The following is a 9,262-nucleotide window of genomic DNA, read 5'->3' on the forward strand; positions in this document are numbered from 1 at the left end:
TTAGGAAAACAACTCATCAAGTGCCCGTTGCACACGCGTTGCTGAGCTCGATTCGTCGAGAGGATTGCGACGTAAGCGATGCTGGAGTGCGGGTACTGCAATGCGCTTGAGATGATCGCGCGTGACTTTATTCTTTCCATCGAGCGCAGCAACTGCACGCGAGGCGCGCAAGAGCGTGAGCTCGCCGCGTAGGCCATCGGTACCCAGATGGGCGCAGAGCGTACTCGCATCGTGTAGTAATTTGTCATCAACTTTCACACTCGCGAGTTTCTTACGCGCACTTGCCATCATCACCCGAATCTTCGCATCTTCTTGATCCCAGATCTTCATGAAGGCCTCGGGGTTACGCTCAAAGGCATCGCGTCGTTTAATGATCTCGACACGGCTGGGCATATCCGTTGGAGTTTTGACTTCAACGGCTAGACCAAAGCGATCTAAGAGTTGGGGGCGCAACTCGCCCTCCTCGGGATTGCCGCTGCCCACCAATACAAATCGGGCGGGATGGCGCACACTTAAACCCTCACGCTCCACCACATTCTGTCCCGAGGCTGCGACATCAATGAGTAGATCAACCAAGTGATCGTCTAACAGATTAACCTCATCGATATACAAAAATCCACGATTGGCTTTTGCCAACAAGCCGGGCTCAAAGGCCTTCTCACCAAGTGTTAGGGCTTTTTCAATATCCAACGCACCCAGCACCCGGTCCTCGGTCGCGCCCAAAGGAAGATCAATGACCGGGACGGGGCGCTGCTCCGTTTTGGGCTTAGCTTTTGCTCCCGCACCACAAATAGGACAGAGACCTGCCATGGCTTTGGGGTCACAGCCATACGCACAGTCTTTGACAACGGTCATCATTGGTAGCAATGCTGCCAGTCCACGAACTGCCGTCGATTTACCAGTCCCTCGATCACCCATCACCAAGACACCCCCCACGCTCGGTTCGAGTGCGGCCACCAAAATGGCGAGTTTCATATCCTCTTGGCCCACAATGGCTGAGAATGGGTAATTACGGGTCATGCAACCGCTCCTTCAATAAACTTTAACGATTTATTGCTAAATTAAGGTTAAATATAAGGCATCTAACGGGCAATGAGTCCAATTGAGGAAAACGATGAGCGATAACAAGCCAAAAGACATTAAAAACGTGGAGCATCGGATTGAGTCTTGGCTCATTCCCACGGGCAATCTCTTTGTTTCTTTATTTCATCGAATTGCCTTATTTGCAATCGGGGCGGCTACGGTTTGGGCAGCTGGGATGAGTTTCTTTGAAATGATGCAAAAGCCCTATGCTTCGGTCCAAGATTTACTCCTTCTCTTTATTTATTTAGAAATTGGTGCGATGGTCGGAATTTACTTTAAGACCAATCACATGCCTGTACGTTTCTTGATCTACATTGCCATTACCGCAGTCACGCGCCTCATTATTGATCTGGTTGGTACGAAGCATGAGGCGGATATGGGCATCTTGCTAATGGGCTTAACCATTTTGGTCTTAGCGCTCGCCAATGCACTCGTTCGCTATGCCTCTAATAAATTTCCGAGTAAGCCCGATCAACACGGCGGAGAATAAATGTGAGTCCTGCCGAGCGGCTAACGCGGATTGATTTAGCGGCCTGTTACCGCTTATGTGCATTTGAGGGCTGGGATGATCTCATTTATACCCACATCTCAGCGACCGTTCCCGGCGAGCCCAATCATTACCTCATCAATCCCTTTGGCTACCAGTTTGATGAAATCACCGCATCTAATTTGGTCAAGGTCAATACTAAGGGCGAGATTGTGGATCCTAACTCACCTTACCGCGTCAATCCTACGGGCTTTGCAATCCATGGAGCAGTGCATCGCGCCCGTCCTAATGCGAACTGTGTGATGCATCTGCATAACACCGCTGGGATTGCAGTATCAGCCCAGGAGAATGGTTTATTACCACTCTCGCAGCATGCCATGCGCTTTATGGGGCATCTTGGTTACCATGAGTACGAAGGGGTTGCACTCACCGAATCGGAAGGAAAACGCCTTACTCAATCCCTCGGTAAACACCCTGCCATGCTATTGCGTAACCACGGAACACTCACCGTAGGTCGTACGATCGGTGAGGCCTATATGGTGATGGCCACTCTAATTAAAGCCTGCGAGATTCAAATTGCTGCTCTATCGAGTCCACAATTGCATCTACCCAAGCAAAGTGTGATCCAAAAAGCTGCCGATGAATTACATGACAGCGGTGCTGAAGAAGGAATACTCGAATGGCCTGCGCTACTGCGAATGCTCGATCGCTTTGATGAGAGCTATAAAGATTAATTAACTAAATAACGAATAAGGAACCTATATGCCCACATTTAATGTGCAAATGTTTGAAGGACGAACGGTCGAGCAAAAGCGCAACTTTGTTGCCGAAGTAACCCGCGTCACCTGTGAGACCTTAGGATGCAGCCCTGGATCGGTCGACATCATCATCACCGATGTGAAGAAAGAAGACTGGGCGACCGGTGGTAAGTTATGGTGTGATGCGGATTAATTAGTGCTTTGATTTCTGCAAGAAAAACTCGGCTTGCGCTAGGGCTTCCTCCGCATCCAAGCCCACAATATCGGCCTGCACTTCCTGTTTGAGCTCGGGTCTTGCATTAAAAATGGGGCCGCCTACCATCACCCCAATCGTTGGATTCAGCGATTCGGCTTTGAGTAAGTTGATAAACCGATGTAAGGCCGGTAGTTGATCCTCGGTACTGACTGAGAGCCCAACTAAATCGACATGCTGCGTCTTCACGGCAACAACGATATCGGCTTGCGTTGCCGCTAACTCACCCCACACCTTCCATCCGGCTCTTCGAAAAAACTCTGAAACCATAAAGAGTCCTAAGGTATGCTGCGATCCGGGCAATGGAACCAATACCGCATGTGGTGCTTGATCGTCGGTGCGCGCGAACTCCTGAAAGAGCGGACTAAAGTCATAAATCAATTGCTTGATACGCCAAATACCAGTAGTCACTTGAGTAAAGCTAGCGCTGTCCTCCACCCACATCACGCCTAAACGTCTCGCGACTGGAGCTAATAAACGAAGGTAGATTTCATCAAGGGGCACACCTTGTTCGTAGAGAGCTTGCACGAACTCAGCGGCTTTCGTTGCATCGTCACGCAATACTAACTGCGTAAGCTCATCAACCCGTAGGGGATCATTGAGTCGAACATTCATCAGCGGTGAACGATTGGCCTCAATCGCACTGCTGTGAGCCACCAATAGACGTGGGATCACATTGGTCTCAATGGTTTGCATCAACCAATCCAGATGTTCCTGCGGACCTGCTTTGAGACTTAATGGCTGATTTCCAATATCGACCGCTAATTGCTTGACGCGCTGATCGTGAGAATGACTTAGGTTATCTTCTGCACAGGCATCCCATTCAGCCCTTTGGGGGTTGACCTTTTGTTGCTCCTCACTTTTGGAAAATAATTTTTCCTTAATGAGGCCTGCATATCGCCTTAGAGGCATGCGTTCTCCGATTTTCTATCTGTGGCGCTTCCATTTAGGCTAGCCAAGCTGCACTGAAAATCAGGCCTATTTTTTGCGTCGTTGCGTACAGTTTCTTTATAGATCCTTCAGGGGTATCAAGCCATGAATGTTTACTTTTAAGGGTTAACCCTAGTTTTAATGGGTAATACAGAACTAAGTGTCAATATAAGTTGACACATTTAGCACAATTCAATATAAAAAGAGGAGTCCCACCCGAGTTAGGCAGCTATGGCCGTTCAATCCAAGTCCAAGAAGGAAGCCGTTCCCATTCGTTTGGTATTGGTGACCATGGACACGCACTTAAATAGTGCGGCACGACGCGCCCAATTTCAGCTTCAACGAGTCATTCCAGGTCTGTCATTACAGATTCATGCCGCTAGTGAATTTACCGGCAATCCTGAGTTAATTGAGAAGGCAGTGCACGACATTGCCCATGGCGATATTGTGCTCGCCACCATGTTATTCATGGAAGATCACTACCTTCCAGTGTTTGAAGCTTTAAAAGCGAGGCGCGACGATTGCGATGCGCTGGTCTGCGCTATGTCAGCTGGGGATGTGGTGAAGCTCACCAAGATTGGTAAGCTTGATATGAGTAAGCCCGCCAGTGGGCCGATGGCAATCCTCAAGAAACTGCGCCCCAAACCCAAGACCGAGGGCGAGAAGCAAACCAGTTCGGGCGCCAAACAAATGAAGGTATTGCGACTCATTCCGCAAATCCTCAAATGGATTCCGGGGACGGCACAAGACGTGCGGGTGTATTTTTTAACCCTGCAGTATTGGTTGGGTGGTTCGGAAGAAAACTTATTCAATCTCTTTAGTTACCTCATCAACCGTTACGCCTCCGGTCCGCGGGAAGTCCTGCGTGGTTTGGCAAAGCCCACCGATCCCGTGGAGTATCCCGATCTGGGTGTCTATCACCCGCGCATGAAAAATCGTCTGAGTGAAAAACTCTCTGACCTTCCTAAAGTAATCTCCGATAACAAACGTCGTGGTCGGGTTGGTCTTTTATTACTGCGCTCCTATTTAGTTTCTGGCAACAGTGGTCACTACGATCCCGTGATTGCTGCATTAGAAGCCCATGGCTTGCAAGTGGTGCCCGCTTTTGCTGCGGGTCTTGATGCGCGCCCTGCCATTGATACCTATTTCATGAAAAACAATCAGGTGACGGTCGATGCGGTGATCTCACTGACCGGCTTCTCCTTAGTTGGTGGCCCAGCGTACAACGATGCCAAAGCAGCTGAGGAAGTGCTTGCTACGCTTGATGTGCCTTACATCGCAGCCCACCCCGTGGAGTTCCAAACACTTACCCAATGGGGCGGCTCCGATCGTGGTTTGATGCCAGTCGAGAGCACCATCATGGTGGCGATTCCAGAGTTGGATGGTGCAACCCAGCCGATGGTGTATGGCGGTCGACCTGGTGCGGCAGGCACGACCTGCACGGGTTGCCATCAACGCTGCACCTTTACCGAAGACCATAACCCGCAAGACATGTTCACCTGTGTTGAGCGCACTGCGATGTTAGCTGCACGTACTGCCAAGCTGGTGGATCTGCGCAACTCGGACAAAGCCAATCGCAAAGTGGGTCTCGTCATTTTTAACTTCCCACCGAATGCAGGGCATACCGGTACCGCCGCTTACCTCAACGTTTTTGAATCTTTGCACCAAACCATGTTGGGACTCAAAGCCGATGGTTACACACTGACCGTACCAGAAACTCCAGAAGCCTTACGTAAAGAAATTATTGAAGGCAACGCTCAGCAATATGGGGCCGAAGCCAATGTGCACACCATCATTAGCGCGGATGATCATGTCAAACGTGAGCGTTGGCTTGGCGAGATTGAAGCGCAGTGGGGACCGGCTCCCGGTAAGCAATGGAGTAATGGCTCGGGGATTTTTATTTTGGGTAAACAATACGGCAATGTCTTAGTGACCGTGCAACCGGGCTTTGGGTTTGAGGGTGATCCGATGCGCCTTCTCTTTGAAAAAGGCTTTGCGCCAACGCATGCGTTCTCTGCGTTTTATCGTTACTTGCGGGAAGACTTTGCGGCGAATGCGGTTCTGCATTTTGGCACCCACGGTGCGCTTGAGTTTATGCCGGGCAAGCAAGCAGGTATGAGTGGTTCGTGCTGGCCCGATCGCTTGATTAGCGATCTGCCCAACTTTTATCTCTATGCATCAAACAATCCTTCCGAAGGCGCACTGGCCAAACGCCGCGCAGGTGCCACACTCATTAGTTACCTCACACCACCGGTGACCCAGGCAGGGATTTATGCAGGACTTGCCGATCTCAAAACCTCGATTGAGCGCTGGCGAGGTCTCTCGCCCGAGCAACGTGGCGAAGAAGAGGATCATGACTTAGCGGCTCTCATTCAGGCGCAGGCAGCACAGATGGATTTGTGTCAGGCGGAACCGCTATGGGATGTGCAAAACGCCGACTTTACCCAACAGCATATTACTAAGCTCTATGAGCAGATTTTGGAATTAGAGTACACCTTAATCCCGCATGGCATGCATGTGGTTGGCTCCACCCCCAGTGAATCCGAGCGTGTCGATTTACTGAGTGCCATGGCAATTGGTTCGTTTAGTCAAACCTTACCCAATTCAGCGATTACGCAATTGGTGCAAGGCAAGCCCATTCAAACCATCGTGAATAAAAATAAAGATCTTCAAGAGCTCGCTCGGGAAGAAGCAATTGCGATCTTGGAGAAACTCCAACACTGGGATCAGCAGATCCAAGAAGAGACCGAGATCCCAAGTATTCTCAAAGCGCTTGATGGTCGCTTTATTCGTCCTGCACCCGGTGGCGATGTAATGCGTAACCCCGAGGTTCTCCCCTCAGGGCGCAATCTACACGGCTTTGATCCCTTCCGCATTCCAAGTGCCTTTGCAGTCAAAGATGGCGCCAAGCAAGCCCAGAAAATTTTGCAACGGCATATCGATGATGCCCAAGCCCTCCCTGAATCCATCGCCTTAGTGCTGTGGGGCAGCGACAACCTCAAATCCGAAGGTGGGCAAATTGGTCAGGCCTTAGCCCTCTTAGGAGCACTACCGCGCTTTGATGGTTATGGACGACTTGCGGGCGCTACCCTCATTCCACTCGCAGAACTCGGACGCCCACGTATTGATGTGGTCATTACTCTCTCAGGGATCTTTCGCGATCTGATGCCCTTACAAATTAAGCTCTTGGCTGAAGCAGCATATCTCGCAGCTGCTGCGGATGAGCCGATCGAACAAAACTTTGTTCGCAAACACGCGCTCGCTTATATGCAAGAACACGGCTGCGATCTTGAAACTGCATCACTGCGGGTCTATGGCAATGCCGATGGTACCTATGGGGCAAATGTGAACCACTTGGTGGAGCACAGCGTGTGGGAAGAGGACGATGAACTTGCCGAGACCTATATGCGCCGCAAGGGCTTTGCCTATGGCAAATCCGGTAAACCGGTTTGCAATAACGCACTTCTGAAGAGCGTCTTAGCCGATGTCAGCATGAGTTATCAGAACTTGGAGTCGATGGAACTCGGGGTGACTACCATCGATAACTACTTTGATACCTTAGGCGGTATTACCAAGGCCGTGAAACGCGCTAAGGGCGGTGAAGAGATCCCAGTGTATATCGGGGATCAAACCCAAGGCGAAGGGGTGGTGAGAACGCTCTCCGAGCAAGTGTCGCTCGAGACCCGCACGCGCATGCTCAATCCTAAGTGGTTTGAGGGGATGTTGAAACACGGCTACGAGGGTGTGCGGCAGATTGAGGTTCACATCACCAATACCATGGGTTGGTCCGCGACAACGGGGCAAGTGCAACCCTGGGTCTATAAGCAACTCACCCAGACGTTTATTCTGGATCCGAAGATGCGTGAGCGCTTAGCGCAACTCAATCCCACCGCGTCTGCCCGCATGGCCAATCGTCTCATGGAAGCATCCAATCGCAATTACTGGCAGCCTGATGATGAGATGCGCGCTGCGATGAAGCAAGCCAGCGAAGAACTCGAAGATCGCCTGGAAGGCGTCTTCGAAAATCCTGCCATGCAGCGCGCTGGGTAATCCCACTACCCCTTAAATTACCATTAGCGGTTTTTTCTGAATGGGTGGGGCAAAAATTTGATCAAGTGCTTGCAATACAGCAGCATCGAGCACCAATTTAGAAGCTGCTAAATTTTCTTTCAGGCGTTCGGGGTGTATCGTTTTCGGAATCGCCACCGCATGGGGTTGGCGCAAGATCCACGCAAGCGCAACTTGGGCTGGGGTCAAACCCACTTCTGTTGCCAGTACGATCAATTTGGGATGGCGCATCAGAGCTCCAGCACCCAAGGGCGAATAGGCCATTAATGCAATATTCTTTTCCTGCATGAGTGGAATGAGGTCGTATTCAACCCCTCGGGCATTCAAGGCGTAATAGACTTGGTTACATACGGTTTGGTAGGAACTGCCCACATTACGTTCCGCTGCGAGCCAATCACGTAGATCAGGCGTATCAAAATTACTGATGCCATAACTACGAATCAGGCCTCGCTCTTGAAGTTTGATGAATCCCTCGAGTGTCGCCTCATAGGGATAAGAGCCTTGCCAATGCAAGAGATAGCAGTCCAGATACTCGCAGTCCATGCGCTGGATCGAACGTTCGCAAGCGGTGATGGTGCCTTTGGTACTCGCATTGCTAGGCAAAACCTTACTCACGATTTGGAGATGGTCGCGTACGCTTTTACCGACGCGTTGCAAGGCTTTGCCAATGAGGATTTCGGCTTGACCGGAACCATACATCTCGGCAGTATCAATGAGTTGATAGCCCATCTCAATGGCTGATGCAATTGCGGCAATTTCTTGGGCTTCAGAGCGAGCGCCCTCACCCATTTGCCAGGTGCCCAGTCCAAGGCGAGTCTGAAACTGAAAACTCATACCACCCTTACATCACAATTTTGGCGTTTTGACGCAAGCGCCGCACGGTCTCCGTCAAATACTGCTGCACAATCGCTTGACGCAATTGGGGTTTGGATTCTTCAAGGGTCGGGATCTTCATGGCACGCTTATCATCCAAGCGCACAATCACCCAGGCGCTCCCAATCTGAATGGGCTTTTTGGCAAACTCGTTTTTATTGAGAAGGCGCAGAGTTTGTAAAACATTCGCATTCATCTGCGAAGCATTAACCCACCCCACACTACCCCCCTCTTTTTTTGTGGCTGCATCGGCTGAGAACTCGCGCGCCAACTGGGCAAAGGAATCGCCCTTTTGTAAGCGACTCATGAGTAGCATCGCTTCGCTCTCTTTAGCAGTCACAATCTGGCTAAAGCGGTACTGCACTTCGCCCCCCGTATCCCCAATTAATTTCTTTTGGCGCTCATACTCAGTTTTTAATTGCTCGTCCGTGATGGGATTTTTTTGAAAGTGTTGATCAATATAGAGTTGCAATAAGAGAGTTTGCTCAAATTGATCGACCTGTGTAATGAATTCAGGGGATTTCTCAAGACCCTCTTTCTTGGCTTCTTGGACTAGGAGCTCGCGATTAATGAGCTCCTCCTTAATAGCTTGCCGCAGTTCGGGCGAATCTTTAGCACCCCGTTCGATGGCATTTTTAAGTGCCATGTCAAAGAGTTGTTGTGAAATCGGGGTGCTATTAACAGAAGCAACAAAGGCTAATTCACTCTTATTCTGAGCGTTTATTAAAAAGGAATAGCTAGTAAGGCCCACAAAGCAAAGCAAGCGTATGAATTGTTTCATCTAGAAATCTCTCAATTGTATGAGATCGA

Annotated in this window: 8 protein-coding genes; 4 read left to right on the forward strand and 4 right to left on the reverse strand. The window is 50.2% G+C overall.

The genetic code is table 11. The features are described from left to right. Positions 1-1,020, reverse strand: a complete 1,020-nt coding sequence (bchI, locus tag QUE61_RS07130; RefSeq protein WP_286306553.1) for a magnesium chelatase ATPase subunit I — start codon at positions 1,018-1,020, stop codon at positions 1-3. Between the two features lie 94 nt (positions 1,021-1,114). Between bchI and QUE61_RS07135 the strand changes: the two genes are divergently transcribed. From QUE61_RS07135 to QUE61_RS07145, 3 genes are read left to right on the forward strand one after another with little or no spacing between them, the layout of a single operon-like run. After that, the gene (locus QUE61_RS07135; protein ID WP_286306554.1) at positions 1,115-1,573 is read left to right on the forward strand and encodes a phosphate-starvation-inducible protein PsiE; all 459 of its coding nucleotides are present in this window, start codon (positions 1,115-1,117) and stop codon (positions 1,571-1,573) included. 2 nt (positions 1,574-1,575) lie between these two features. Beyond that, on the forward strand, positions 1,576-2,304 hold the full coding sequence (locus QUE61_RS07140) for a class II aldolase/adducin family protein (protein ID WP_286306555.1): 729 nt from the start codon (positions 1,576-1,578) through the stop codon (positions 2,302-2,304). Between the two features lie 28 nt (positions 2,305-2,332). Further along, positions 2,333-2,521 carry a 4-oxalocrotonate tautomerase gene (locus tag QUE61_RS07145; protein WP_286306556.1) on the forward strand — a complete coding sequence of 63 codons (189 nt, stop codon included), beginning with the start codon at positions 2,333-2,335 and terminating at the stop codon, positions 2,519-2,521. Here the strand turns inward: QUE61_RS07145 and QUE61_RS07150 are convergent, their stop codons facing one another. Continuing rightward, positions 2,522-3,493 carry a cobalamin B12-binding domain-containing protein gene (locus QUE61_RS07150; RefSeq protein WP_286306557.1) on the reverse strand — a complete coding sequence of 324 codons (972 nt, stop codon included), beginning with the start codon at positions 3,491-3,493 and terminating at the stop codon, positions 2,522-2,524. It lies immediately after the preceding gene. A 249-nt stretch (positions 3,494-3,742) separates the two neighbouring features. Here QUE61_RS07150 and QUE61_RS07155 point away from each other — a divergent pair, with 249 nt between their 5' ends. Further along, complete coding sequence (locus QUE61_RS07155) at positions 3,743-7,561, forward strand: magnesium chelatase subunit H (protein ID WP_286306558.1); 3,819 nt, start codon at positions 3,743-3,745, stop codon at positions 7,559-7,561. Between the two features lie 12 nt (positions 7,562-7,573). On the opposite strand, the gene QUE61_RS07160 is transcribed toward QUE61_RS07155, so the two are convergent. Continuing rightward, complete coding sequence (locus tag QUE61_RS07160) at positions 7,574-8,413, reverse strand: aldo/keto reductase (protein ID WP_286306559.1); 840 nt, start codon at positions 8,411-8,413, stop codon at positions 7,574-7,576. Between the two features lie 7 nt (positions 8,414-8,420). Continuing rightward, positions 8,421-9,233 carry a peptidylprolyl isomerase gene (locus QUE61_RS07165; protein ID WP_286225072.1) on the reverse strand — a complete coding sequence of 271 codons (813 nt, stop codon included), beginning with the start codon at positions 9,231-9,233 and terminating at the stop codon, positions 8,421-8,423. Positions 9,234-9,262: the final 29 nt, after the last annotated feature.

Source organism: Polynucleobacter sp. HIN5, from assembly GCF_030297555.1.
Lineage (GTDB): Bacteria > Pseudomonadota > Gammaproteobacteria > Burkholderiales > Burkholderiaceae > Polynucleobacter.

What these genes read in the sequence shown, in the direction of transcription:
- bchI (WP_286306553.1), bottom strand. Translation starts at nt 1,020, where the DNA reads ATGACCCGTAATTACCCATTCTCAGCCATTGTGGGCCAAGAGGATATG.
- QUE61_RS07135 (WP_286306554.1), top strand. Translation starts at nt 1,115, where the DNA reads ATGAGCGATAACAAGCCAAAAGACATTAAAAACGTGGAGCATCGGATT.
- QUE61_RS07145 (WP_286306556.1), top strand. Translation starts at nt 2,333, where the DNA reads ATGCCCACATTTAATGTGCAAATGTTTGAAGGACGAACGGTCGAGCAA.
- QUE61_RS07150 (WP_286306557.1), bottom strand. Translation starts at nt 3,493, where the DNA reads ATGCCTCTAAGGCGATATGCAGGCCTCATTAAGGAAAAATTATTTTCC.
- QUE61_RS07155 (WP_286306558.1), top strand. Translation starts at nt 3,743, where the DNA reads ATGGCCGTTCAATCCAAGTCCAAGAAGGAAGCCGTTCCCATTCGTTTG.
- QUE61_RS07160 (WP_286306559.1), bottom strand. Translation starts at nt 8,413, where the DNA reads ATGAGTTTTCAGTTTCAGACTCGCCTTGGACTGGGCACCTGGCAAATG.
- QUE61_RS07165 (WP_286225072.1), bottom strand. Translation starts at nt 9,233, where the DNA reads ATGAAACAATTCATACGCTTGCTTTGCTTTGTGGGCCTTACTAGCTAT.